Here is a 23,352-nt window from a genome sequence, read left to right as displayed (position 1 = left end):
TCGTGCCGGCAGGAGGAAAATTCGTGGGTGAACGTGACGAGCAGAGCGCGGTCGAGCCAAGAGCGGACACCGTTGATTCGGGAGCGGACCGGGCCGAACCGCAGCTGCAGCCGGTGATCGAAGCCATGGCGACGCTGCGGCGACGCTGCCCGTGGTCGAGCCGACAGGATCACCAGAGCCTGGAGAAGTACGCCACGGAAGAGACCGACGAACTCATCGTCGCGCTCGAGGACTTCACGTCAGCGCCCACTGCCGAGAACCGGGCGGCCGTCGTCGAAGAGCTCGGCGACGTGTTCTACCAAGTGCTCTTCCACTCCGCCCTGCTCGACGAGAGCAGCGGGCACGCCTACGGCCACAGTCTCGGCTCCATCATCGACGGACTCGAGGCCAAACTCATCCGCCGGCACCCCCTGGCTTTCACCGACGATTCAGGGGATGAGATAGCGTCGTTGGAGGACGTCGAACGCGAATACCGCCGGATCAAGGCAGAAGAGAAAGCTGCAGCGCCAGGAGAGGACAGAACCCGATGAGTCTGGACAGGCTCGAGATCGAAGGCACCTTCAACTTCCGTGACCTCGGAGGACCCGCCACCGAGGCGGGGGACCACCGAGTGCGATCCGGAAAGGTGTTCCGCGCCGACGGGTTGGCGCAGCTGAGCGATCGAGCACGTGCCGACATCGGCGGACTCGGCATCGGCACCGTCATCGATCTGCGCGATATCGGCGAACGGGCGAAGCTGCCCGATGCGCTCGACGGCCTCGACGTCCGTCATATCGAGCTGCCCGTCTTCGACGACCATTTCTTCCCCAGCCGACCGATGAGCAGAGAAGAGATGAAGGCCGCCGCCGAGGCGACCGGAATGGACCTTACCGACCGGAGCCTCAGCCGCATCTACGACCTCATGATCACGCACTTCGGCCACCGACTGGCCGCCGCCGTCGATCTGATCGCCGAACACTGCACCGACGGCGTCGTCTTCCACTGCTCTGCCGGGAAGGATCGCACCGGTGTGATCGGAGCGTTCCTGCTCGACCTCCTCGGCGTGGGACGGCAGGAGATCGTCGACGAATACGCGATCACCTCCACCCACCTGTCCGGGGGATTCCTCGAGGCGATCACCCGGAACTTCTCCGATGCCGGGATCTCCGGCAACCTCGCTCAGACCGCCACCGCCGCCCCACCCGAACTCATCAACGAGATCCTCGATCGGATCGATGCCGAGCACTGGGCCGCCTCGGCGAAGGACGAAGGAGCACCCGGGGGAGTCGAGGCCTACCTGCTCGCCCACGGGATGGACCCGGCGACGCCCGCGCGACTGCGGCAATGCCTGCTCGAATCCGCCTCGGACCGAGGGTGAGCCAGCCCGCATGGTGCATTAAGCTGTCCTGCAGGCACATGTTCCCCATGTGAAACCAAACGCTAAGGAGTACTCAGTGGCCGAGATCGTTGCCGCAAACGCCCGTGAAATCCTGGATTCCCGGGGAAATCCCACCGTCGAGGTGGAAGTGCTGTTGGCCGATGAGTCCGTCGGTCGTGCCGGCGTTCCCTCCGGCGCCTCCACCGGTGAGTTCGAAGCCGTGGAGCTGCGCGACGGAGATCCGGAGCGCTACCTGGGCAAGGGCGTCACCCAGGCCGTCGACGCCGTCGTCGACGAAATCCACGAAGTCATCGTCGGACTCGAAAGCGACGATCAGCGTCTCGTCGACCAGGCGCTCATCGAACTCGACGGCACCGACAACAAGTCCCGCATCGGTGCGAACGCGATGCTCGGCACCTCGCTGGCCGTGGCCCGCGCCGCAGCTGTCTCGGCTGATCTGCCCCTCTACCGCTACCTCGGCGGACCGAACGCGCACGTCATGCCCGTGCCGATGATGAACATCCTCAACGGCGGATCCCATGCCGACTCGAACGTCGACATCCAGGAATTCATGATCGCCCCGATCGGTGCCGCCAGCTTCCACGAAGCTCTGCAGTGGAGCGTCGAGGTCTACCACGCGCTCAAGGGAGTGCTCAAGGAACGCGGACTCTCGACCGGACTCGGCGATGAGGGCGGATTCGCCCCGAACCTCGACTCGAACGCCGCGGCACTCGACCTCATCATCGAGGCCATCGACATCGCCGGCCACCGTCCCGGACGGGACATCGCCGTGGCCCTCGACGTGGCGTCCTCGGAGTTCTACTCCGACGGAGTCTACGAGTTCGAAGGCGGCAAGAAGACCGCCGAAGAGATGGCCGCCTACTACGAAGAGCTGCTGGCGAAGTACCCGCTCGTGTCGATCGAGGACCCCCTCGACGAGAACGACTGGGACGGCTGGGCGACTCTGACCGAGACGATCGGTTCGAAGGTCCAGCTCGTCGGCGACGACCTGTTCGTGACCAACCCCGAGCGTCTGCAGCGCGGAATCGACAACGCCACGGCGAACTCGCTGCTGGTCAAGGTCAACCAGATCGGCACCCTGACCGAGACCCTCGACGCGGTGTCTCTGGCACAGACGAACGGCTACACGACGATGATCTCGCACCGTTCCGGCGAAACCGAGGACACGACCATCGCCGACCTGGCCGTGGCGACCAACGCCGGTCAGATCAAGGCCGGTGCGCCGGCACGATCGGAGCGCGTCGCGAAGTACAACCAGCTGCTGCGCATCGAAGAGCAGCTCGGCGACGCCGCACGCTACGCCGGCCGCGGCGCCTTCCCGCGCTTCGAAGGCTGAGGCGAGGCGCTAGGCACTGAACTACCCGAGGCGGGGCCGGACGATCACATCGATCGCCCGGCCCCGCCTCAGCGTTTATCACCTCGGCGTGCTGCCGCTTGTCGCGCCACCGCGACGATTCGCTGCCATCGCCAGGCGGGCGCTTGTCGCGCCACCGCGACGATTCGCTGGTGCCGGCACCGTTCGTCCGCGCCTCCACTTGTCACCAGTAGTCGCAAATCAGCCTCTTGGCCGCTGACCCGCGCGTTTCTCGCAATTGACACCGGTGCAGCACTCTGACGAGCTGCTGCGAGTGATGGATGGTCGAGCAACTGTAGGAACTGCCACTTGCCGATCGGGATGACCTCGCGTCTATCGCACGGCTGGTGCCGCTGAACTCGAGCTAAGGGGAGTGGGGTGCGGCTGACAGTGCGGGATGCTTATTGCAGGATCAGGCATGAGCCCGCTGTGAACAGCGAATGGCTCGGAGGATCTCTTCGAACTTCGCTTCCTCGAAGAGTTCCTTCCAGCTGATTCGGATCACACGCCAGCCACGATCGCGCAGCCACTGCTCTCGACGACGTTCCTCTTCGAGCTCTTGCCGAGGAACACCAGAGCCGAGATAGAGCTTGCCGATCCCGTCGATTTCGACGATGAGCCGCGCCCGCCGGTGACAGAAGTCGACCCGTATGTCGCGGTTCAGACTGTCGGCGCGGAATGTGACCTGTGGTTCCAAGCCGGTGATTCCATGTTCGTAGAATCGCACTGCGGCGACCGCCTCGGCGGGGGATTCTCTAAGCGAATCAGCGAGGTCGATGGCCAGTCGGGTTTTCTTGACGTTGCGCCTCTCCAAGCATCTATCGAGTGTCGCGAGGATGTACTCTTTGGTCGTGAGTTTCCGGTGCAGCGCATCATCGATCATGGGCACGGAGACGTCGAGGTTGTAGCTGCGGGCGACGTCGATGAGTGTGCGTTCGAGCGTAGTGACCTCGGCTCCATCGATCGTTGTGCGATGTTCCTTGGGGATGACATTGCCGCGGACGTGGATGGTTTTGAACTTTCGATTGATTCCTGGTCGCACGACCTCGACCTGGTGCGTCACTGGGTGGGAGATCGGCAGATTGTGGATGAGCGCAGCGGAGATGTGCGAGAAGACCTCCGCCGGTGGGTTCGGCTTCGAGTCGTCGGTTCTCCGATCGGACCGTTGGGCGAAATGAGCCATCACCGAGGCGTTGAGATTGTTGATCTCGTCGCGATTGTCTCCGTGTTCGATGAAGGCTTGGTGGATCTGCTCGTCGATGCTCGCCCACAGAGGACGATGGAAGTCCAGATCGCAGACACGACTGACGAGATATGTGCCGCGTGACAGTCGTCGCAGACAGCATCCGCGGGCGCGTCTGATGTCGCTGTGATTGAAGCCGAGACGGACGATTTCTTCGGTGCTCAAGAGTTTGTACATGAACCCAAAATGCTACAAACCGCAATGAACCGCAATAAACGCCTGTGTGATTGTGTATAACTCTGTGGAAAGAGAGTATTTCGAGCGGGAGGTTCGGGTCGGTTCAGCTGGTCGCAGGTGGCAATTTGCCGGCATCAGCCACCCGGAGACGCAAAACGCACCGCAGGTGCGGGGCGGTTTACTGCTGTGGGTGAGGGGTGCCTCCGCAGGTGTAGGAGAAGCGACTGCCGAGAGGGTTTGGCGGCGGAGGTGAGGGGTGCCCGCGTAGGAGGGACCGAGGCGGCGCGCGGGGCTGCGATAGTTCAGGACAGGGAGGCGTCCGGAGGAGGGGCAGGCAGCAGGGCTGAGGGGCGGAGGGGCGCGGGCGGGCGAGGAGGGAGCGCGAGGCAACGTGATGGAGGATACGTGAGAATCGAACACGCCACGAGCCCGAAATCCTCGCGCAGAGAATGCGGACACGGCACACTTGGAGATGTTGCGACACTCTTCCCCGATCCCCAGTCGCAGAGGAAAGAAGCATGGTTCCGAGCAAGCCCAGAAGAAGCGCCCCGAAATCGGCTCCTGGCAAAGCCACTCCTCGTCGACGCCCGAAACCGGTCATCGAATCCGATGCCGACATGGACGCCGAGGCGAGGGGCCGCCGCATGTCGATGCGCACCGGCATCTTCCTCCTCGTCATCGCCATCGTCCTCCTCGCCTTCCTCTCGCCCCTGAACTCCGCACTCAAACAGGCCCAGCAGATCGCGGCCCTCAACGACGAGATCGAGACGACGAAGGCCGAGGTCAAGAGCCTCGAGGAGAAGAACGAGAACCTCCGGGACCCCGACTACATCAAGCGCAAGGCACGCGAAGACCAGTACTACGTGGAGAAGGGCAAGAACGCGGTCATCGTCACGAATCAGGAAGCCGTGGACGAGGAGTCCGAGCCCGAACAGCCGGTTCGCAAGCAGGCCTGGTACCTTGAGTTGCTGGAGTCCATTCAGGAGACAGGCAACACCGTGGAGAAGAGCTGATGATCACAGAGTGCACCGAGGCGGATTTCGCTGTCCTCCAAGACCAACTCGGACGCATTCCCCGAGGCGTCGTCGGCATCGCCGCCCGCAGCACTTCCGGTGAACCCCTCGTCGTCGCCACGGCTCCGCGCCTCGAGGACGGCACACCGTTCCCGACGACCTTCTACCTCACCCACCCCGCCTATGTGGCCGAATGCTCACGGCTGGAAGCATCGGGAATCATGGCCGAATGGACCGCCGAGATCGGTGAAGACGAAGAACTCGCCGCCGCCTACGCCGCCGCACACCGGGCCTACCTCGACGTCCGCTCAGAGATCGGCTCCGCAGCCGGCCTGGCGGAAGTCGAAGAGATCAAGGACTACTCCGCCGGCGGAATGCCGAATCGGGTCAAATGCCTCCACGCCCTCGTCGGCCATTCGCTGTCCTCCGGGCTCGGCGTCAACCCGATCGGTGACCGTGCACTGTCGTTCATGACCGATGTGCCGCCCCTCGCCGAAGCCGCTGCCACCACCGAACCGACCGACTAGGACCTGCCATGCGTGTTGCTGCCTTCGACTGCGGGACGAACTCCCTGCGCCTGCTCATCGCCGATGTCGCCGCCGACGGCACCCTCACGGACCTGCGCCGCGAAACCCGGGTCGTCCGCCTCGGCCAAGGTGTCGACGCCACCGGCGAGTTCGCTCCCGAAGCGCTTGAGCGCACCTTCGCCGTGGCAAAGGAATTCGCCGAGGTGGCCGCCGAGTACCAGCCGGAGAAGCTGAGATTCGTCGCGACCTCGGCCAGCCGCGACGTGAAGAACCGTGATGAGTTCTTCGCCGGGATTTTCTCGATCTTGGGCGTTGTTCCCGACGTCATCGCAGGAGAGGAAGAGGCCCGTCTGTCCTTCCTCGGCGCCACTGCCGGCCTCAAGGAGGCTGACGGACCGTATGTCGTCATGGACCTCGGCGGCGGATCCACCGAACTCGTCCTCGGCCACGAGGATGTCCAAGCGGCAGTGAGCATGGACATCGGCTCGGTGCGTCTGACCGAGCGCCATATGCCAGTCGAGACTCCTTCCGAGGACCAGATCCAGGCAGCGCTTGCCGATATCGACAGGCAGCTCGACCAGGCCGCGCAGATCGTCGACTTCTCCGCCCCGCGCACCTTCATCGGCGTCGCCGGCACCGTCACCACCATCACCGCAGGCATCCTCGGACTCGAGAGCTACCAGCGTGAGCGCATCCACGGCGCCCACATCAGCGTCGCGGACGTGGCAGAAGAATCCCGCAAACTCCTGGCCATGCACCGTCAGGAACGCACGGACCTGCCGTATATGCATCCCGGACGCGTCGATGTCATCGGCGCGGGATCGCTGCTCTTCGCCCGGATCGTCGCTCGCTTCGACCAGGCAGTGACAGCCGCCGGAGGATCACTCGATATTCGGATCTCCGAAACCGACATCCTCGACGGGACCGCACTCGACCTCGCGCTGACGAGCTCGTGAGAGCCGCCGCTCGACTCCTCGCCGTCACGGCCGTCGTCCTCGGCCTCGTCGTCGGCACCACCCAGCCGGTCGTGGCCGCACCGAAGGCCGGGCCGGGCCAGTGGTTCATCAAGGACTACGGAATCGACAAGGTCTGGAAGAAATCCACGGGCAAGGGCGTCAAGGTCGCTGTCATCGACTCCGGCGTCAACACCGACCACGAAAACCTCGATGGCGTGGTGAAGAAATCCAAGGATTTCAGCGGATTGGGCAAGGACGGCAAGACCCCGATCGGCGGGAAGACCACGATTCACCATGGCACCGCCGTGGCCGGTGTCATCGCCGGGCGAGGAGTCGGCGCCGGACCGACCGGAGTCGCCCCGGACGCAGAGATCCTGTCGGCATCGATGTGGCTCGGACCCGACCGCCCGAAGGAATCCGGATCGACCCGCGAACAGGCCGATGAGGCCATCCGGTGGGCCGTCGACTCCGGCGCGAAGGTCATCAACATGTCTCTGGGCTGGGACGATCCGGGCTGGCCGGAGAGCTGGGACGAGTCCTTCGCCTACGCCTACAAGAAGGACGTGCTCATCGTCGCCTGCGTCGGCAACGCCTCGCAGGGCGCGACCCAGGCGTGGTCGCCGTCGACCGTGCCTGGCGTCATCGGGGTGGGCGGACTCGACAAGAACGGCAAGGTTCTCGAGGACTCCACCGCGCCCGGCACCGCCGTCGACCTCATGGGCCCGGCCAAAGACATTCCCATCCCGTACTACAGCGGCGGCTACGCCGAAGGTCAGGGATGCTCCTTCGCCTCACCTGTCGTCTCCGGTGTGGCGGCCCTCATCCGCTCCGAGAACCCGGATCTCAGCGCCGACGAGGTCCGAGCCAAGCTGCAGTCGAGCGCCAAGCCGGTGGACGGACACAAGGGAGTGAGCAAGAAGGACAAGCCCGACCCGATCGTCGGCTGGGGTCGCGTCGACCCACGAGCCGCCGTCAAGGCGAAAGTGCCCAAGGACGTGTCCTCCGCCGATGATGAACTGGCGGATTGGGTGAAGATGCATCGTCGCGGGGATGCTGAGGCAGAAGAGACCGAACCCGCCGCACCTGATGAGACCGAGAGCCCGAAGGCTCTCGCACCGACCGATATCGTCGCCACACAGTCGACGCCGACTCTCGGCTTCGCCGTTCTCGGCGCCGGAGCCCTGATCGCCCTGGTCCTCATGATCGTCTCGATCGTCTCCTTCGCCCGCCGTCGCCGCTGAGACCGGGCGCAGAAACTGCTCTGATCTGGGGCGTTCGAATCCGTGCGACAAACAATTAGTGAAAGTTTTCACAAGGGTCTAGCATGGGGATATGGCACTCATCAGAAACTCAAAACTGCGTCCACGAATCCTCGTCGTCGGTGGCGGCTCGGTCGGCCTGCTCACCGCCCAGAATCTGCTGAAGAACCTCGGCCGGGGTGAAGCCACCGTCACCGTGGTCGACCCCAACCCGTACATGACCTACCTGCCGTTCCTCCCCGAGGTGGCAGCCGGTTCGATCGAGCCCCGTCACGCTGTGGTGCCGTTGCGCCGTAACCTGCCGGGCGCCGAAGTCATCACCGCGAAGGTCACCTCGATCAACCACGCCGAGAAGTTCGCCACCATCGAACCTGAGAACGATGAAGCGTTCGAGCTCGACTACGACCACATCGTGCTCGCCTCCGGCTCGGTCGCGCGTGCGCTGCCGATCCCGGGCCTGAAGGAGAACGCGATCGCGCTCAAGCGCATCGAAGAGGCCGTCGCCCTGCGCGACCACCTTCTCTCCCGCCTGGCCGATGCCGCACTGATGGAAGACGACGAAGAGCGTCGCAAGGCCCTGACCTTCGTGTTCGTCGGCGGCGGATTCGCCGGCATCGAGCTGCTCACCGAACTCGAGGACATGGTCCGCTCGGCCATCGCCCAGTACGAGACACTGACCGAAGCCGATGTGCGCTTCGTCCTCGTCGAGGCCCTCGGCCGCGTCATGCCCGAGGTCGGCGAGGCTCAGGCCCGCTGGGTCGTTGAGCACATGCGCGAACGCGGAATCGACGTCTACCTCGAGACGTTCCTCCAGGACTGCACCGACAAGCACGTCAAGCTCTCTAACGGCGAAGAGTTCGACGCTGACACGATCGTGTGGTCCGCCGGCGTCAAGGCCAACCCGATGCTCATCGACTCCGACCTGCCGATCAACGAGCGCGGCAACGTCACCGTGCGCGCCGACCTGCGGGTCGAGGGCGATGACGGAGTCGTCGAGGGCGCTTGGGCCGCTGGCGACAACGCCGCTGTGCCCGACCTGTCCGGCGGCGGAGTGGCCGGTTTCTGCGTTCCCAACGCTCAGCACGCTGTGCGTCAGGCTCCTGTGCTGGCCGCCAACGTGCTCGCCGCTCTGCGCGGAGAGACCGAGTTCAAGCAGTACTTCCACAAGACCATCGGTACGGTTGCCGGTCTGGGTCTGTACAAGGGCGTTTCGCAGATGGGTGACTTCGAAGCCCGCGGACTCCTCGCCTGGCTCATGCACCGTGCCTACCACGGCTACGCGATCCCGACCATGGACCGCAAGGTCAGGGTCTTCGGCAACTGGTTCGTCAGCGCCGTCCTCGGCCGCGATGCCATGCCGCTGGCCGATCTCGATGTTCCGCGCAAGAACTTCGTCGAAGCCGCGAACTCGAAGCCGGCTCCCAAGAAGGAGCCTGCCAAGGCCTGACTCGAGGCAGCCGGTGCCATCCGGCGACAAGCCCTGATGAGACGACAGCGCCGGGGATGCATTGTGCATCCCCGGCGCTGTCATGTTCGCATGACCGCGAGTGGCTGGCTCTCCTCTGGGCGTCGGGAGCCGCCACGCATGGTCATCGACCGTCAGTTCGGTCAGTTCGCGACGGTGAACCGGACATCGATGTGCTTCGGTTCAACGATCTCATCGACCATGGCGACCGCGAAGTCCTCGGCCGAGATTGCGTCACCGGCCGGGACCTCCAGCTCGGTCTTGTATGAACCCGTGCGCTCCCCGGGGGCGATCTCCGGTGCGGGGGAGATGAGCGTCCAGGGCGACCAGTTGCCTGTCCGCAGCAGCTCGAGCGCACGGGTGCCGGTCTCCGATTCGGCCTTGTAGATCGCGGGGAAGCCCTCGGTGTCCTTGAGCATGGTGTCACCGACCCACAGGGAACCGGCGCCGCCAACGACGAAGATGCGGGTGTTGCCGCTGTTCTCGGCCAAGGTCTTCAGGGCGTCGAGCCACTCCTGGTGGTCCCCGCCGGTGCGGCTGGGACCGGTGGTGGAGACGATGATGTCGTGTTCGGCGACGATGCGGGCGTCGAACTCGGCATCGGCCATATCGCCCTTGATGCTGCGGGCGGCACCGGGCACGTCGCTGCCCGAGCGGGTGATGCCGGTGATGTCGAGGCCGCGGCCGGCCGCCTCGGCGGTGACGCGGGAGCCGATCATTCCGGATGCTCCGAAGAGTGCGATCTTCATGGTGTGTCCCTTTCTGCTGCGGCGTCGGGTTCGCGGCGCCGAGGTGGATTCTTCTGTGATGACATCTCGACACTATCGTTTGGAAAGGGAGTACCTCAAAGATACTATTGGGACATGAAAATCCGAGATTCTTGGGAAGGCGATGCCTTCGATCCGGAGTGCCCCACCCGAGTCATCCTCGATCGGGTCGGTGACAAGTGGACGGTGCTCATCATCGAGATCCTCGATGACAGCCCGAAGCGCTTCGGCGAGATCCGACAGGCGATCGGGGGCATCACCCCGAAGGTGCTCACCTCGACGCTGCGATCACTCGTCGCCGACGGCTTGGTGACCAGGCAGTCGTTTGGGGAAGTGCCCCCGCGGGTGGAGTATTCGCTCACCGATCTCGGTCGCTCGCTGCAGGCTCCCGTGACCGCGCTGCGGAGGTGGGCCGAGCGCAATGTCGCCGAGTTGATCGACAATCGTGATCGCCAGGCCGAGATCGATGATGCTCAGGCGCGCTGATCGGCCTTGCGGGTGAGTTCGCCGAGTACGGTGATGAGCTCTCTCAGGCGGCCCGCGGCGCGGTAGGTGCGCGGTGAGCCCGAGTACACCCAGTTGTTCGTGATGATCGAGGCGCTGCCGTTGTTCGTCGCCACCTTGAACTCTCCGACAGCGAGCGTCGCGAGCTGATCCTCGACGAGGCGGCGCCGCAGCTCCGGTCCCATCTGCACCCAATGATCGGCGGCCTCGAAATCAATGTCCGACCAGTCGGCTCCCGACTCACGGTAGGCGAGAGGACGGTAGGGGGCGTCGATGCATGCGTTCAGCGACGGCGCCTCGCTGCCGATGTCAGGGCCGGAGTTGGAGTCGTCGGCAGCGCTGTCGACGGCGATGAGTACGGCGGGTCCGGCCGCCTCGGCGAGGTTCGGATCATCGGTGCCGTCGACGAACCGGGGATGATCGCGGGCGGTGAGAAGGACGAAGGTCATAACACCATTCTGCCTGTTCGGGCGGAGAGTGTGATTTGGCACTCTATTGAACAGTGTTCAATAATGACAACATGGATAGCTATCAAACACTCGCCGAGCGCGTGCTCGCCGGCGATCCGGCCACCGCCTCCGATGCCCGCACGATCCTGTCGTCGTCCGACGAGGACCTCCTCGACCTTGTCGCCGCTGCCTCCCGGCTGCGCCGCGAACATTTCGGCAATCGCGTCAAGGTCAACTACCTCGTCAACCTCAAATCGGGACTCTGCCCGGAGGACTGCGGATACTGCTCGCAGCGTTTGGGCTCAGAAGCCGACATTCTCAAGTACTCATGGCTGCCGAAGGATGAGGCGAAGCGGCAGGCGGAATTCGGTCTGGCAGGGGGAGCCTCGCGGGTCTGCCTCGTCGCGTCCGGACGCGGTCCTTCGAACCGGGACGTCGAGCGCGTCTCGGGGATGGTCGAGGAGATCAAGACATCCAGTCCCGACGTCGAGGTCTGCGCCTGCCTCGGGTTCCTCAAGGACGGTCAGGCACAGCGACTCAAGGACGCCGGCGTCGACGCGTACAACCACAACCTCAACACTGCCGAATCTCTCTACCCCGATATCTGCACGACTCATACGTTCGCCGACCGTGTCGACACCGTGGACAAGGCGCGTGGTGCAGGGCTCTCCCCGTGCTCGGGGCTGATCGTCGGAATGGGGGAGACGGACGAGCAGATCATCGAGGCGATCGAATCGCTCAAGGCCGTTGACTCCGATTCGATCCCGGTCAACTTCCTCATTCCCTTCGACGGCACACCGCTCGAAGGAACCTGGACTCTGACCCCGCAGCATTGCCTGCGGATTCTCTGCGCCGTGCGATTCCTGTGCCCGGACCGCGAGCTGCGCATCGCCGGAGGTCGGGAGATGCACCTGCGTACGCTGCAGCCGCTGTCGCTGCATGTGGCCAATTCGCTCTTCCTCGGCGACTATCTGACCTCGGAGGGGCAGGCCGCCGAGGAAGACCTCGACATGATCGTCGACGGAGGCTTCGAGATCGTCGGAGCAGAGAGTGCCGAACGACTGCGTGATGAGCTCAAGGCTCACCGGGCAGCCCATCAGGCCGCCTTCGCCGAGGTGGCGCCCGGCGACATGAAGAGCGACGGAACGTCCGCTGAGGCAGCAAAGACCGCGAGCACCCTGCCGTGCGGCAAACCTCTGCCGACGGCTGGTCAAGAAGCCGACGACTCCGGAGTGATGATTCCGACGATCCGGCGCCGCGGCGCGGGCACAGAGCTCACGCCCAATGTCTGAGGCGGGACAACGGATGCCGACGAGCACGCTCGAACGCGATTCCGGCCTGCTGTGGCACCCCTACGGTCCGCTCGACGCCGGCGCGCACTTCTCGGTCACCGGCGCAGATGGGCCCTATGTGGAGTTGCGAGATGCTTCGGGATCGACGCATCGACTGCTCGACGGGATGAGCTCGTGGTGGTCGGTCGTCCACGGATACCAGCATCCGGTCATGGATGCGGCACTGACCACCCAGATCGGATCGTTCTCGCACGTCATGTTCGGCGGTCTCACCCACGAACCGGCCGTCGAACTAGCCGAGCGGCTCGTCGCAGTCACACCGGACGGACTCGACCATGTCTTCCTCGCAGACTCGGGTTCGGTCTCGGTCGAAGTCGCGCTCAAGCTCGCCATCCAATACCAGCTGGCCCGCGGCCGCGACCGCAGGCGCTTCCTTGCCCTCGAAGGTGCCTACCATGGTGACACCACCGGGGCGATGAGCGTGTGCGACCCGGTTGGGGGAATGCACAACGATTTCGCCGGGCTGCTCGCAACCCAGCTGTTCCTGCCTCGTCCGCCGTTGCCGGAGGCGTCCGCTGCCGAGGTGCACGAATGGTTGGTCAAGGCTGAAAACCTCGTCGATGCGCACGGGGCAGAGATCGCCGGCATCATCGTCGAACCCCTCTTCCAAGGTGCCGGAGGTATGCGCCCGTATCACCCCGCCGCCCTGCAGTCACTGCGGCGGTTGGCCACCGAGATCGATGCCGTACTCATCGCCGACGAGATCGCCACCGGCTTCGGACGCACGGGCTCTGACTTCGCCTGTCGAGCCGCGGGGATCACCCCGGACGTCATGTGCCTGGGCAAGGCTCTGACCGGCGGCTATCTCACATTGGCGGCGCTGCTGTGCAGTGGAACGGTTGCCGACGTCATCACCACTTCGTCCCACCGGGCGCTCATGCACGGGCCCACGTTCATGGCGAATCCCCTGGCGTGTGCTGCGGCAAATGCGTCTGTCGGCCTCCTCATCGATGACGAGACGAGCGGCTGGGAGCCGGCCATTGGACGGATCTCTCAGGCCCTCGAAACGGGCCTCGCTCCTGCCAGGCGGCTGGATCATGTCATCGAGGCGCGGGTGACCGGCGGCATCGGCGTCGTCGAACTCGACCGCCGGGTCGACGTGGCGCTGACCACGCGCATAGCCTCCGAACACGGGGTGTGGCTGCGGCCGTTTCGGCAGCACATCTATACGATGCCGCCCTATATCTCGACTCCGGCGGTGGTGGACACCATCACGAAGGCGATTGTCGCGGCAGCCGCGGCACACGGGGATGGGTGCGAGTTCGAGGTTGCATCGTGAACGCCCTCTTCTCCCGCCTTTCCGCAGCCGCCGAGCGCCGAAGTGCTGTCGGTCTTCATCGCAGTGACCTCGTGCTCGACGGACTCGACCTCGCCTCGAACGACTACCTCGGGCTCTCGGCGCATCCGCTGGTGCGTGCCGCAGCGATCGAGGAGATCGAACGCAGCAGCACCTCGGCCAGCGCATCGCGACTCGTCACCGGGACCACACACGCCCACCACCGATTGGAAGCTGCGCTGGCCGAACGGCTGCGGCACCCTGCGTGTGTGACCTTCTCCAGCGGTTATCTGGCTAATATCGCCGCCGTCACTGCTCTGGCCGGCCCTGATACTCTCATCATCTCCGACGCCCACAACCATGCGTCACTCATCGATGCCTGCCGTCTGGCAAAAGCTCCGACGAGAATCGTCGCCCACAACGACCTGGAGGCCGTTGAAGCCGCTTTGGCTGGTCGTCAGCAGCCAGAGGCGCTTGTCGTCGTCGAATCCGTGTACTCCGTATTCGGTGACACCGCGGACCTGCCTTGTCTTATTGACCTCTGCGTTCGTTACGACGCTCTGCTGCTCGTCGACGAAGCGCACGGGATCGGTGTGACCGGCGCCGAGACCGCCGTCGGAATGGGAGCGGCCGCCGCGGTGAGCGAATTCCGCGACCGCCTCGTGGTCACCGCCACGCTGTCGAAAGCGCTCGGCTCCCAGGGAGGGGCTGTGCTGGGAGCCGGTCTCGTCCGAGATGCTGTGGTCAACACGGCTCGCACCTTCATCTTCGACACCGGTCTTTCCCCTGCCATGGCGGCCGCGGCGCGTGCCGCACTCGACCTCGTTACCGCTGAGCGGGTGGCGTCGATGAAGGCCGCCCGCTCACAACTGGCAGCTGTACTTGATGTGCCGGTCCCGGCCGGTGCCGTGCTGTCCGTTCCCATGCCGAGTCCGGAATCAGGCGTCCGGGCGCGCGAACTGCTGTGCGAGGAGGGGATCCTCGTCGGCTGTTTCCGCCCTCCTTCGGTGCCCGACGGCATCACGCGTCTGCGGCTGACAGCTCGTGCCGGACTCAGCCCTGGGGAGCTGGCCTACGCCTGTGAGCGCATTCGGGCGATCGCCGAAATCTGCGCTGCGGAGTCGGCGGCATGATCCCGCGCTTCCTGCTCGTCACCGGAACGGACACCGGCGTCGGCAAGACCATCGCCACCGCGGCGTTGGCCGCGGCACTGAATGCGGCTGGACGTCGAGTGATCATGTGCAAGCCGATCCAGACGGGGCATATCAGGTTCGACGATCCTGAACGTGAGCAGCTCGAGTCCGATTACAGCGACGTCGTCACAGAATCCGACGCGGAGGCCGTGGCTCGGCTGACCGGCATCCATACGTTCACGAACACCACCCTCCGCCTGCCGATGGCTCCGGTTCCCGCCGCCAAAGCCGAATGGGACGGGCTCAAGTCGGTCGATGATGAGGCAGCTGGCGCTGTACCACCCGATCCGGACTCCCCAAGGGCCGACGGAGTCTCGAATCTGCCGAGCGCAGCCGAGCACGTGGACTTCATCCGTACGGCACTCGCACGAACCGAAGCCGACCACGTCCTCATCGAAGGGTCCGGGGGAGTCCTCGTCGATTTCGGAGAGCATACCGTCGCAGACATCGCAGCCGGACTGTCGGAGGGAGAAAACTCGGTCGGCGCCGCCATCGTCGTCCGCTCCCGCCTAGGGACCCTCAACCACACTGCTCTCACCGCTGAAGCCCTTGAGAGACGGCGGGTTTCGACCACCGGCATCATCATCGGTTCGTGGCCCGAAAAGGCGTCTCCGGTTGACCGTGACAATTGGGCTGCACTGTCGGCGATGGCACCTGTCCTCGGAGCGATTCCCGCCGGAGTCGGAGACAGGCTCGATCGGAACGAGTTCTCTGCCCGGGCACCTGGGTGGCTGCGCCTGTCCTGAGCGCAGAGGCGGTGAAGGAATCGGCCTGGTCCTCGCTGTGAATCGCCTCAGGTCAGAAGCAATTTCAATGGTCCCCCCAGTGGGACTCGAACCCACACTGAATCGATTTTAAGTCGACTGCCTCTGCCGATTGGGCTATAGGGGGAATGCTCAGAACACACTTTATCGGCAAAGCCCGGCCACCGCGATCTGAGACATCCCGCGGACGATCCGGGCACACGGCTAACCTGGAGCGATGACGACGAACGGACCCACCAGACAGGCCTGGGTGATCCTCGTCGTCGGCGTCCTCACGCAGATGGCGGCGACCATCGCGATCGCCGGACCCGCCTTCCTCATCCCATACATGCACTCCGACCTCGGGTTCACACTCACCCAGGCCGGCACCGTCGCTGCCGCACCGAGCTTCGGACTCATCCTCACCCTCATCGCCTGGGGCGCATTCGCCGACCGTTTCGGCGAACGTCTGGCGATGACTTTGGGAATCGGGCTGACGACTGTGTTCTCGGCCGCCGCGGTCCTCGTCGTCGACTCGCCGATCTGGATGGTCATCGTCATCGCCGCCTCCGGTGCCGCAGCCGCCTCGGTGAACTCTGCCTCCGGCCGCGTCGTCATGGGCTGGTTCCCCCGCCACCGCCGAGGGCTGGCCATGGGCATCCGCCAGATGTCCCAACCCCTGGGCACGAGCGTGGCCGCCGTGACCATCCCGGGGATCGCCGCGGCCGGCGGATTCCCCGCCTACCTCTGGTTCGTCGCCGCCGTGACCGGCGTCCTCGCCCTCGTCTGCTTCGCCCTCATTCGCAACCCACCGGACCCGACCCCCACCCGCGCCGAGGTGGCCGACCCCGGCCGCGACACCGAACCGGAGACAGAACGCCACGAACAGGACGGACCGGGCACCGCCTCGGCGGGGGAGGGGGAGCCCAGCGCCGCCTCGGCGATCAATCCCTACCGCAGCGATTCCTTCCTGTGGCGCATCCACGCGGTCTCCGCGCTCCTCGTCGTCCCGCAGTTCGCGTTCTCCACCTACGGACTCGTCTGGCTCATCGTCGTCCAGGGGATCGGCGCGGGCGCCGCCGGAGCGATCGTCGCGATCGCGCAGATCATCGGCGCGGTCGGCCGCATGGTCGTCGGCGCGCTCTCCGACCGCACGGGATCCCGCGTCGGCCTCATGCGCATCGTCGCCGTCGCCGCCGTGATATTCGTGGTGGCCATCGCCATCCTGTCGCTGACTGAGCTCCCCGCTGTCGCCGCAGTCGTCTTCATCCTCGCCTCAGCCGTCTCCGTGGCCGACAACGGACTGGCCTTCGCCGCGGTGGCCGAAGCCGCCGGACCGCGCTGGTCGGGCAAGGCGCTGGGAGCCCAGAACACGGGACAGTTCGTCATGTCGGCCCTGCTCGGCCCCGGATTCGGTGCTCTGGTGACGGCGTTCGGCTATCCGCTGTCCTTCGGACTCATCGCCATCGCGCCACTATTGAGCGTCGGAATCATCCCGCGACGCGACGTCGATCGCATAACCTGATATTCATCTCGGCGCATTATCGTGCACGAGGCACACCCCGGTGTCGACAGCGAAAGGGAAGGATCTCGTGAACAATCTGTTCCAAGAGAATCTGCGGGAGTACATCGACAAACTCCGCCTCGAAGGATACACCGTCGAGGACAGTCAGACCACGGATCCGCACCTCATCGACCCCATGGGCCGGGCCGTCGAAACTTGGCGGGAAGGGTACCCGTACGACGAACAGATGGACCGCGAAGAGTACGAACTCGAGAAGTACAGACTGCAGGTCGAACTGCTGAAATTCCAGTACTGGGGTCAGGACACGGGCGCCAAACACGTCATCGTCTTCGAAGGTCGTGACGCCGCTGGCAAGGGCGGAACGATCAAACGCTTCACCGAACACCTCAACCCGCGCGCCGCCCGCGTCGTCGCACTCAACAAACCCTCCGACCGCGAAGCCGGACAGTGGTACTTCCAGCGCTACATCTCCCACCTGCCCACGAGCGGGGAGATCGTCATGTTCGACCGCTCCTGGTACAACCGGGGCAACGTCGAGAGAGTCATGGGATTCTGCACCGACGGCGAATACGAGACCTTCATGGAACAGGCTCCCGTGTTCGAGAAGATGCTCATCGACTCCGGAGTCCACGTCACGAAGTTCTGGTTCTCCGTGACCCAGAGAGAGCAGCGGACCCGGTTTGCGATCCGTCAGATCGACCCGGTGCGGCGGTGGAAGCTCTCACCGATGGATCTCGAGTCCCTCGACCTGTGGGACGACTACACGGAGGCGAAGGAAGAGACGTTCCGCCGCACGGACACCGACCACGCTCCGTGGATCACGATCAAGAGCAATGACAAGAAACGCGCCCGCCTCAACGCGATGCGCTACTTCCTCAACCAGTTCGACTATGAGGACAAAGACCCGTCGGTCGTCTACGAAGCCGACCCGCTTCTGGTCCGCCGCGGCCGCGACGCCGTCGACGACTGATTCCGGACAGAAATTCGGCCGGGTGGAAGGGGAAAGACCACCCGGCCGGAACCGTGGAGCGGGACTCGAACCCGCTGTGCAGTGACGTGCTGCTGTGCCGCCGGAGGCCGATGCTCCGGACCGCGGCGAAACCGAATCAGATCTCTGCTTCGGCGTCCTTACGTGCCTTGCGCAGCGCCCGGCGCTTCTTGTGACCGGTGAAGCTGAGCAGGAAGAGGATGATCGCCAGGAGCACGAAGAGTCCGCCGCCGGCGATGCCCGCATCGACCCAGAACTGAGGCGGGAAGAGGCGGATGAGCGAATCATCGGCGTAGAACTCCCAGGTCCCATCGGCGAAGAACACCTTGTGGAACCCGCGGAAGAAGCTGTCCCAGCCGAGGACGGCGATAACGGCGACAGCGGCCATGAAGATGATGCTGAAGATCGACCCCAGACGCACGCCTGCATGGATGCCCGATCCGTTCTTGCGGCACATGTAGATGCCGAACAGCACAGATCCGATGATGCCGACGAGAGCCACGAGGTAGAGCAGCGAGATCAGACCCTTGACGTCAGCCATATGGCCGAGCTCTTCGGAGATGAAGATCGGCTCTCCGTTGGGCATGACGATATCGGCGAGGTAGCGCCGGGAATCGAAGTTGTGCAGGTAGTCGATGACATAGGTTCCGTAGTGCTCACGGTCGGCGGCACTGAAGCCGAACTGATCGGCCGGGAATCCGGGCCGGAAGTACTCGAATTTGAGGAAGATCCCCGAGGCGACGAAGCGCACTGCCAGAGCCAACAGGACGAACGGGGTGGCGAGCATGATCCAGATCGTGCCGATGACATCGAGCACCGACCGGCGCCGCTCGGGCACCTCGGGATCGCGGACATCGGTCGACGTCGCCGCCTTCGACACTGCAGCCCAATCGGCTTCGCTCATCACCGCGGTGCGCGCGTTCTGCGGCACTTCGCGTGTGGCACCGGTATCGGTCGAAGCTGACGTCGCGGCAGCCGATTCCGTCCCCGTGGACTTCTGCGCGGAGTTCTGCTTGGCGGCACGCGTACTCGCGGTCGCCGGCTGAGAGTGCGGATTCGTCGAATGGGCGGGAGTCACCCTCACCGGGCCCGTCGAGGGCTTCGCGTCCGCGGAATGCTTAGGGGCATCCTCGGCGATGGGATCCGTGATCGGATCGAACGCCTCGGTGTCGGTCGAGGGATCATTTGCCGCCTCCAGAGGAGCCTGCGACTGCTTATCGGCAGCACTGGCAGACCCTGAACTCATCCGCCTGCTCAGGAGGTCTTCGGTCTCGTTCTTCTCGTCTCTGGACACATCCCCATTGTCAGCGACCACGTGGTCCAAGCGGGGGAGGACACGCCACGACGGCCGATTTCACCGGGTCCCTCGCCGAGGCGGCACCGCGGAGTCAGCCGAGGAGGGCGGCGATGATGACGAGGGCTGGAACGGACAGAACCGTGGTGATGAATACGGCGTCGCGCATGAGCGCCTCGGATTGTCGGTACTGCATCGAGTAGATGTAGACGTTCTGCGCGGTCGGCAGGGCGGAGGTGACGACGATGGCGAACAGGTCGATCCCGTCATAGCCGAGCAGAGGTCCGCCGATGGCCCAGGCGATGAGCGGTTGGCCGATGAGTTTGGCGACGGTGATGTAGCTCAGCTGTGCGCGGCTGCCTTTGCTGGGGATGCCCCAGCCGTCCTTGAGCGAGATGCCGAAGGCCAGCAGGGCGCCGGGGACCGCAGTCGCACCGATCATGTCGATGGGTTCGAAGATGAACCGCGGCAGCTCGAACTGCGTCGCCGAGGCGGCCACACCGGCTGCGGCGCCGAGAACGATGGGGTTCTTGAGCACGGCGAGAATGCCCGAATACCAGTGCGAGTCGAGCTGCTTCTTGCCGGCCGAGTCGAGGACGGCCATGCCGATCGGGGCGAGGAAGAGCAGCTGGAAGAGCAGGACCGGGGCGACGTAGCCGATGTCGTGGAGGACGTACGCGGCGATCGGGATGCCCAAGTTGCCGATGTTGACGTAGCTGGTCGCCCAAGCGGAGAACATCGCCTCACCGGTGCTGCGCCGCCTGATCCACTTGGTGAGGACGAAGAGGGCGGCACCGACGATGAGTGCGGAACCGCCGGTGGCGAAGAGCGCGGTGTTGAAGATCAGCCCGAGGTCGGTCTCGGCGACCGTGACGTAGAGCAGAGTCGGGGTGCCGGCGTAGAAGACGAGCTTCGCGATGACCTGCTGGCCGTGGGGTCCGAGAACGCCGGAGCGGCCGAGGATGAACCCGACCAGAATGACTCCGGCGATGACGGCGAAACCTTCGAATACGGCCAGCATGGGCTACTCGGGGTCCTCGCTTCCTGCGTCTGGGACGGGCGGTGTCAGTCCGGAATTGTCGAATTCAATCTGGAACGGTTGGTGTCAGTCCGCCTCGGCGATGTCGGAGACGACGTAGGACGCTGCGGCGCTGACCGCGCTCACGGCGAACACGGCCGGCCAGGCACCGATCTTCTTCGCCAGAGGGTGTGAGGCGCCGAACCCGCCGAGATAGGCCAAGCTCAGACCGGTGGCGGCCGGCCAGCCCTTCTTCACATACCAGGAACGGGCGGCGTAGGCGCCGGCCGCGGCGAGGACGACTCCGCCGAGGGGGCGGATCCCGGTCTCGCGGGCGGTGAGGAAACCGCCGATGAGGCCGACGGCGACGAGTGGAGCGGTGGAGACTTTGCGTGCATCCTTCATACCGACCAGTTTAGGTGTGCAGGTCAGCGGCTCGGACGGCGGTCTCATAACGAGGAACGGGAATCGGGTCGGGTGCGTTGGCCAGGAAGCTGCGTCCCCGTGGGCAGGGAGCCTGTGCCCGTGTGCGGGCAGGGAGGCTCAGAGCAGGCTGATCTTGATGACCGAGGCGATGCTCAGCGCTGCGATGAGGCACACCGAGGCGGTGAGGAAGATGACGGCCCACGGGGTCGGGCGGCCGCGTTCGGCCTGGATCGAGTCCGAACCGAGCCGGTAGCGCCTGACCTGCATGGCGATGGCGATGATGGCCATGCCCATACACACGACGAAGATCGCCACCGACCACCCCTGGAAGACGTTGATGAAGCGCATGAAGACGAGGCTGACGACCGTCAGCGTCAGGCTCGTGCGCAGCCATGACTGTACGGTGCGTTCCGGCTGCAGGGCCGGATCGGCATGCGGCTGCGGGCGGGGAGAGCGCTGGGTGGGTCGCGGCAGGCGTGGCCGCCCGCGCGATGAGTGGTCTGGTTGGTGGGGTCCGGTGGATTCGGGCCCGGAGGGCTCCGACATCACAGCAGGCCGGCGAACACCAGAACGAGCAGACCGGCACCCAGCGCCGAGGCGAGACTGACGATGGGAATGATGAGCGGCAGAGGCAGCGAGGTCTTGCGACGCATCGCGGATTCGATGCGATGCCAGCGGACGGCGGCACCGGCGGCGAGGATGAAGCCGATGACCATGAGTACGATCGACAGGGTCGCCCGCAGGCCGGTGGTGAAGATCTCCGAGGTGAAGGCCTCGACGGCGATTCCGCCGCCGATGAATGCCAGAGCGGTGCGGATCCAGGACAGGAAGGTCCGCTCGTTGGCCAAGGTGAAGCGAGGATCGGGGTCGACGCCGTCGGGGAAGACCCGGCGGGCGATGCGGCTGCGGGAGTCCTGTGAAGAATTGTCGTCACTCACCCTTCGAGGATAACGGCAGACGGTATGAGACTGGTGACATGCAGGAGCTGTTGTCACCTATCATGACTGTGAACATACGGAGACCGCTGCGCCGCCGATGTGCGGGGAACCCATTGGAGGATCCCCGACCAGATGGTGAGTCTGTGCGCGGCCGAAGATGAAAGCGAAGAACACCTTGAGTGAGCAGCCGAACGGTGTGAGTCCCGGCGAGGCGGGGGACCCCGAGGCCGTATCCGGAGTCGAAGAGGCCTCTGGTCCCGCCAAATGGAAGGTCATCGGTCCCGGACTCGTCGTCGCGGCCACCGGTGTCGGGGCCGCCGATATGGTCGCCACCCTCGTCGCCGGAAGCCAATTCGGCTATGGACTGCTGTGGGCCGTGATCGTCGGCGTCATCCTCAAGATCGTCCTCGTCGAAGGGGCCGGCCGATTCAGCCTCGCGACCGGAAAGACGATCTTCGAAGGCTGGCGTTCGCTCGGCCGCTGGACCACGTGGTACTTCGGTCCCTACATCATCATCTGGGGCTTCGTCTACGGAGCCACGGCGATGAGCTCGGCGGCACTGCCGCTGGCAGCGCTGTTCCCCGGGGTCAGCCTCACCGTGTGGTCGGTGCTCATGGGGCTGGCCGGATTCGTCATGGTGTGGTTCGGCAAGTATGGGGTGTTCGAGAAGATCACCGCCATCCTCGTCGGGATCATGTTCATCACCGTCGTGGGGCTGGCGATCATCGCCGCACCGAACATCCCCGACATGCTCACCGGGTTGATCCCGATCATCCCCGAAGGCGGAGTGATCTACACGCTCGCGCTCGCCGGAGGAGTCGGCGGCACCATCACCCTGGCCGCCTACGGCTACTGGCTGCGCGAGAAGGGCTGGCACACCCCGAAGTGGATGCGGGTGATGCGCATCGACAACTCGATGGCGTACGTGATGACCGGCATCTTCGTCATCGCCATGCTCATCGTCGGCGCCGAGGTCGTTCGCGCCGCCGGAGTCTCCATCTCCGCCGAGGACAAGGGACTGCTCGACCTCGCCGACGTTCTCAAGGCCCGCTACGGCGAGGTCGTGGGCATCGGATTCCTCATCGGCTTCTGGGCGGCTTCGTTCTCCTCGATCATCGGCGTCTGGAACGGAGTGTCCCTGATGTTCGCCGACTTCTGGGGCCATATGCGCAAGAAGCCCGGCGGACACCCCGACACCCTGACCGGCGGCAAGTACTTCAAGTTCTATGTGCTGTGGCTGACGTTCCCGCCGATGCTGCTGTTCATCCTCGGCAAGCCGATCGGCCTCATCCTCGCCTACGGTGTGCTCGGTTCGCTGTTCATGCCGTTCCTGGCCATCACCCTCCTCGGGCTGCTCAACGGCAAGAAGATCCCGAAGGAATGGGCGAACAAGCTGCACACGAACATCGCCCTGGCGATCACCGCGCTGCTCTTCATCATCCTCGGCGTCCAGCAGCTCTACTCGGCGCTGGCACCGCTGTGGGGAGGATAAAAGGCACACACACTA

At 64.8% G+C, this 23,352-nt stretch carries 24 protein-coding genes and 1 tRNA gene; 16 read left to right on the top strand and 9 right to left on the bottom strand.

Annotated elements, in window-relative coordinates; genetic code table 11:
• Positions 1-23: 23 nt before the first annotated feature.
• From AC2W7L_RS07620 to eno, 3 genes are all read left to right on the top strand, one after another.
• Complete coding sequence (locus AC2W7L_RS07620; RefSeq protein WP_486003961.1) at positions 24-530, top strand: MazG nucleotide pyrophosphohydrolase domain-containing protein; 507 nt, start codon at positions 24-26, stop codon at positions 528-530.
• A complete protein-coding gene (locus tag AC2W7L_RS07615) occupies positions 527-1,357 on the top strand; it encodes a tyrosine-protein phosphatase (RefSeq protein ID WP_486003960.1) in 831 nt (276 codons plus the stop codon). The genes AC2W7L_RS07620 and AC2W7L_RS07615 overlap by 4 nt, the downstream gene beginning before the upstream one ends.
• Positions 1,358-1,433: 76 nt before the next feature.
• Entirely contained in the window at positions 1,434-2,714 is a 1,281-nt protein-coding gene (gene eno / locus AC2W7L_RS07610) for a phosphopyruvate hydratase (RefSeq protein WP_486003959.1), read from the top strand.
• 430 nt (positions 2,715-3,144) lie between these two features.
• Here the strand turns inward: eno and AC2W7L_RS07605 are convergent, their stop codons facing one another.
• Entirely contained in the window at positions 3,145-4,152 is a 1,008-nt protein-coding gene (locus AC2W7L_RS07605; RefSeq protein ID WP_486003958.1) for a DUF559 domain-containing protein, read from the bottom strand.
• Between the two features lie 518 nt (positions 4,153-4,670).
• Between AC2W7L_RS07605 and AC2W7L_RS07600 the strand changes: the two genes are divergently transcribed.
• The 5 genes from AC2W7L_RS07600 (at position 4,671) to AC2W7L_RS07580 (ending at position 9,354) form a co-directional block, all read left to right on the top strand.
• Complete coding sequence (locus AC2W7L_RS07600; RefSeq protein WP_062241545.1) at positions 4,671-5,165, top strand: FtsB family cell division protein; 495 nt, start codon at positions 4,671-4,673, stop codon at positions 5,163-5,165.
• Positions 5,165-5,692: a DUF501 domain-containing protein gene (locus AC2W7L_RS07595; protein WP_083532591.1), complete on the top strand. Its 528-nt coding sequence runs from the start codon at positions 5,165-5,167 to the stop codon at positions 5,690-5,692. Before AC2W7L_RS07600 ends, AC2W7L_RS07595 begins: the two co-directional genes overlap by 1 nt.
• Before the next feature lie 8 nt (positions 5,693-5,700).
• Entirely contained in the window at positions 5,701-6,648 is a 948-nt protein-coding gene (locus AC2W7L_RS07590) for a Ppx/GppA phosphatase family protein (protein WP_167194835.1), read from the top strand.
• Positions 6,645-7,889 (top strand): S8 family peptidase, encoded by a 1,245-nt coding sequence (locus tag AC2W7L_RS07585; protein WP_486003957.1) that lies wholly within the window; start codon positions 6,645-6,647, stop codon positions 7,887-7,889. The genes AC2W7L_RS07590 and AC2W7L_RS07585 overlap by 4 nt, the downstream gene beginning before the upstream one ends.
• A 91-nt stretch (positions 7,890-7,980) precedes the next feature.
• Positions 7,981-9,354 carry an NAD(P)/FAD-dependent oxidoreductase gene (locus AC2W7L_RS07580; protein ID WP_486003956.1) on the top strand — a complete coding sequence of 458 codons (1,374 nt, stop codon included), beginning with the start codon at positions 7,981-7,983 and terminating at the stop codon, positions 9,352-9,354.
• Between the two features lie 161 nt (positions 9,355-9,515).
• On the opposite strand, the gene AC2W7L_RS07575 is transcribed toward AC2W7L_RS07580, so the two are convergent.
• On the bottom strand, positions 9,516-10,121 hold the full coding sequence (locus AC2W7L_RS07575) for an NAD(P)-dependent oxidoreductase (RefSeq protein WP_486003955.1): 606 nt from the start codon (positions 10,119-10,121) through the stop codon (positions 9,516-9,518).
• 114 nt (positions 10,122-10,235) lie between these two features.
• Here AC2W7L_RS07575 and AC2W7L_RS07570 point away from each other — a divergent pair, with 114 nt between their 5' ends.
• Positions 10,236-10,625, top strand: a complete 390-nt coding sequence (locus AC2W7L_RS07570; RefSeq protein WP_101545149.1) for a winged helix-turn-helix transcriptional regulator — start codon at positions 10,236-10,238, stop codon at positions 10,623-10,625.
• Here the strand turns inward: AC2W7L_RS07570 and AC2W7L_RS07565 are convergent.
• The gene (locus AC2W7L_RS07565; RefSeq protein ID WP_062241559.1) at positions 10,613-11,092 is read right to left on the bottom strand and encodes a hypothetical protein; all 480 of its coding nucleotides are present in this window, start codon (positions 11,090-11,092) and stop codon (positions 10,613-10,615) included. The genes AC2W7L_RS07570 and AC2W7L_RS07565 overlap by 13 nt on opposite strands.
• A 71-nt stretch (positions 11,093-11,163) precedes the next feature.
• Here AC2W7L_RS07565 and bioB point away from each other — a divergent pair, with 71 nt between their 5' ends.
• The 4 genes from bioB to bioD are packed head-to-tail and all read left to right on the top strand — an operon-like array spanning position 11,164 to position 15,659.
• Positions 11,164-12,384 carry a biotin synthase BioB gene (gene bioB, locus AC2W7L_RS07560; RefSeq protein WP_101545145.1) on the top strand — a complete coding sequence of 407 codons (1,221 nt, stop codon included), beginning with the start codon at positions 11,164-11,166 and terminating at the stop codon, positions 12,382-12,384.
• A gap of 13 nt (positions 12,385-12,397) precedes the next feature.
• Positions 12,398-13,723, top strand: a complete 1,326-nt coding sequence (locus tag AC2W7L_RS07555) for an adenosylmethionine--8-amino-7-oxononanoate transaminase (protein ID WP_486003954.1) — start codon at positions 12,398-12,400, stop codon at positions 13,721-13,723.
• On the top strand, positions 13,720-14,853 hold the full coding sequence (locus AC2W7L_RS07550) for an aminotransferase class I/II-fold pyridoxal phosphate-dependent enzyme (protein ID WP_486003953.1): 1,134 nt from the start codon (positions 13,720-13,722) through the stop codon (positions 14,851-14,853). Before AC2W7L_RS07555 ends, AC2W7L_RS07550 begins: the two co-directional genes overlap by 4 nt.
• Positions 14,850-15,659, top strand: coding sequence for an ATP-dependent dethiobiotin synthetase BioD (gene bioD, locus AC2W7L_RS07545; RefSeq protein ID WP_486003952.1), 810 nt, complete (start codon positions 14,850-14,852; stop codon positions 15,657-15,659). The genes AC2W7L_RS07550 and bioD overlap by 4 nt, the downstream gene beginning before the upstream one ends.
• 68 nt (positions 15,660-15,727) lie before the next feature.
• Here the strand turns inward: bioD and AC2W7L_RS07540 are convergent.
• Positions 15,728-15,804: transfer RNA gene (locus AC2W7L_RS07540), tRNA-Leu, on the bottom strand.
• Positions 15,805-15,894: 90 nt separating this feature from the next.
• On the opposite strand from AC2W7L_RS07540, the gene AC2W7L_RS07535 reads away from it, so the two are divergent.
• On the top strand, positions 15,895-17,181 hold the full coding sequence (locus AC2W7L_RS07535; protein ID WP_486003951.1) for an MFS transporter: 1,287 nt from the start codon (positions 15,895-15,897) through the stop codon (positions 17,179-17,181).
• Positions 17,182-17,248: 67 nt separating this feature from the next.
• Complete coding sequence (ppk2, locus tag AC2W7L_RS07530) at positions 17,249-18,151, top strand: polyphosphate kinase 2 (RefSeq protein WP_486003950.1); 903 nt, start codon at positions 17,249-17,251, stop codon at positions 18,149-18,151.
• Between the two features lie 136 nt (positions 18,152-18,287).
• Here ppk2 and AC2W7L_RS07525 read toward each other — a convergent pair whose 3' ends face one another.
• The 5 genes from AC2W7L_RS07525 to AC2W7L_RS07505 form a co-directional block, all read right to left on the bottom strand.
• On the bottom strand, positions 18,288-19,463 hold the full coding sequence (locus AC2W7L_RS07525; RefSeq protein ID WP_486003949.1) for a TIGR01906 family membrane protein: 1,176 nt from the start codon (positions 19,461-19,463) through the stop codon (positions 18,288-18,290).
• A gap of 94 nt (positions 19,464-19,557) precedes the next feature.
• Positions 19,558-20,484 carry an AEC family transporter gene (locus AC2W7L_RS07520; RefSeq protein WP_486003948.1) on the bottom strand — a complete coding sequence of 309 codons (927 nt, stop codon included), beginning with the start codon at positions 20,482-20,484 and terminating at the stop codon, positions 19,558-19,560.
• An 84-nt stretch (positions 20,485-20,568) separates the two neighbouring features.
• On the bottom strand, positions 20,569-20,886 hold the full coding sequence (locus tag AC2W7L_RS07515) for a hypothetical protein (protein ID WP_486003947.1): 318 nt from the start codon (positions 20,884-20,886) through the stop codon (positions 20,569-20,571).
• 138 nt (positions 20,887-21,024) lie between these two features.
• Entirely contained in the window at positions 21,025-21,453 is a 429-nt protein-coding gene (locus tag AC2W7L_RS07510; RefSeq protein ID WP_486003946.1) for a YidH family protein, read from the bottom strand.
• A complete protein-coding gene (locus AC2W7L_RS07505) occupies positions 21,453-21,845 on the bottom strand; it encodes a YidH family protein (protein ID WP_167194876.1) in 393 nt (130 codons plus the stop codon). The genes AC2W7L_RS07510 and AC2W7L_RS07505 overlap by 1 nt, the downstream gene beginning before the upstream one ends.
• A gap of 157 nt (positions 21,846-22,002) precedes the next feature.
• Here AC2W7L_RS07505 and AC2W7L_RS07500 point away from each other — a divergent pair, with 157 nt between their 5' ends.
• On the top strand, positions 22,003-23,337 hold the full coding sequence (locus tag AC2W7L_RS07500; RefSeq protein ID WP_486003945.1) for an Nramp family divalent metal transporter: 1,335 nt from the start codon (positions 22,003-22,005) through the stop codon (positions 23,335-23,337).
• Positions 23,338-23,352: the final 15 nt, after the last annotated feature.

This window comes from Brevibacterium sp. LAARM3_SD1, from assembly GCF_057364765.1.
The sequence above is the reverse complement of the archived record's forward strand: the minus strand, read 5'-3'. Positions and strand labels throughout refer to the sequence as shown.

Excerpts from the sequence above, each read along its gene's own strand:
- AC2W7L_RS07520 (WP_486003948.1), bottom strand. The coding sequence starts at position 20,484 with ATGCTGGCCGTATTCGAAGGTTTCGCCGTCATCGCCGGAGTCATTCTG.
- AC2W7L_RS07595 (WP_083532591.1), top strand. The coding sequence starts at position 5,165 with ATGATCACAGAGTGCACCGAGGCGGATTTCGCTGTCCTCCAAGACCAA.
- AC2W7L_RS07555 (WP_486003954.1), top strand. The coding sequence starts at position 12,398 with ATGCCGACGAGCACGCTCGAACGCGATTCCGGCCTGCTGTGGCACCCC.
- AC2W7L_RS07600 (WP_062241545.1), top strand. The coding sequence starts at position 4,671 with ATGGTTCCGAGCAAGCCCAGAAGAAGCGCCCCGAAATCGGCTCCTGGC.
- bioB (WP_101545145.1), top strand. The coding sequence starts at position 11,164 with ATGGATAGCTATCAAACACTCGCCGAGCGCGTGCTCGCCGGCGATCCG.
- bioD (WP_486003952.1), top strand. The coding sequence starts at position 14,850 with ATGATCCCGCGCTTCCTGCTCGTCACCGGAACGGACACCGGCGTCGGC.
- AC2W7L_RS07570 (WP_101545149.1), top strand. The coding sequence starts at position 10,236 with ATGAAAATCCGAGATTCTTGGGAAGGCGATGCCTTCGATCCGGAGTGC.
- AC2W7L_RS07515 (WP_486003947.1), bottom strand. The coding sequence starts at position 20,886 with ATGAAGGATGCACGCAAAGTCTCCACCGCTCCACTCGTCGCCGTCGGC.
- AC2W7L_RS07615 (WP_486003960.1), top strand. The coding sequence starts at position 527 with ATGAGTCTGGACAGGCTCGAGATCGAAGGCACCTTCAACTTCCGTGAC.
- AC2W7L_RS07590 (WP_167194835.1), top strand. The coding sequence starts at position 5,701 with ATGCGTGTTGCTGCCTTCGACTGCGGGACGAACTCCCTGCGCCTGCTC.
- AC2W7L_RS07575 (WP_486003955.1), bottom strand. The coding sequence starts at position 10,121 with ATGAAGATCGCACTCTTCGGAGCATCCGGAATGATCGGCTCCCGCGTC.
- AC2W7L_RS07510 (WP_486003946.1), bottom strand. The coding sequence starts at position 21,453 with ATGTCGGAGCCCTCCGGGCCCGAATCCACCGGACCCCACCAACCAGAC.
- AC2W7L_RS07500 (WP_486003945.1), top strand. The coding sequence starts at position 22,003 with ATGAAAGCGAAGAACACCTTGAGTGAGCAGCCGAACGGTGTGAGTCCC.
- AC2W7L_RS07580 (WP_486003956.1), top strand. The coding sequence starts at position 7,981 with ATGGCACTCATCAGAAACTCAAAACTGCGTCCACGAATCCTCGTCGTC.
- AC2W7L_RS07535 (WP_486003951.1), top strand. The coding sequence starts at position 15,895 with ATGACGACGAACGGACCCACCAGACAGGCCTGGGTGATCCTCGTCGTC.
- AC2W7L_RS07605 (WP_486003958.1), bottom strand. The coding sequence starts at position 4,152 with ATGTACAAACTCTTGAGCACCGAAGAAATCGTCCGTCTCGGCTTCAAT.
- AC2W7L_RS07565 (WP_062241559.1), bottom strand. The coding sequence starts at position 11,092 with ATGACCTTCGTCCTTCTCACCGCCCGCGATCATCCCCGGTTCGTCGAC.